This is a genomic window from Psychrobacter sp. W2-37-MNA-CIBAN-0211 (assembly GCF_040309405.1).
Classification (GTDB): Bacteria; Pseudomonadota; Gammaproteobacteria; order Pseudomonadales; family Moraxellaceae; genus Psychrobacter; species Psychrobacter glaciei.
The window spans coordinates 1-280 of sequence record NZ_JBEOOU010000137.1; the positions used below are offsets into that span (position 1 = coordinate 1).

Annotated in this window: 1 protein-coding gene; it reads left to right on the forward strand. The window is 42.1% G+C overall.

The annotated features are described in order from the left end of the window. Positions 1–280: GTP-binding protein (locus AAEY72_RS14625; RefSeq protein WP_352311258.1), on the forward strand; the 280-nt coding region annotated here is incomplete at both ends.

Below are 280 nucleotides of genomic sequence, written 5' to 3' on the forward strand. Positions count from 1 at the left end.
TCGGTGTATTCTGTGGCTCTGGTGGTGTTGAACCACAATCAGAAACTAACTGGCGTTATGCGAATGAGTCAGGTGTAGCACGTGTTATTTTCGTAAACAAATTAGACCGTATGGGTGCTGATTTCTTCCGTGTAACTAATCAAGTACAAAAAGTACTTGGTGCAACTCCATTAATCATGACTTTACCAATCGGTAGAGAAGATGAGTTTGTTGGTGTTGTTGACGTTCTAACCAAGCAAGCATATGTTTGGGATGCGACTGGTCTTCCAGAGAACTACAC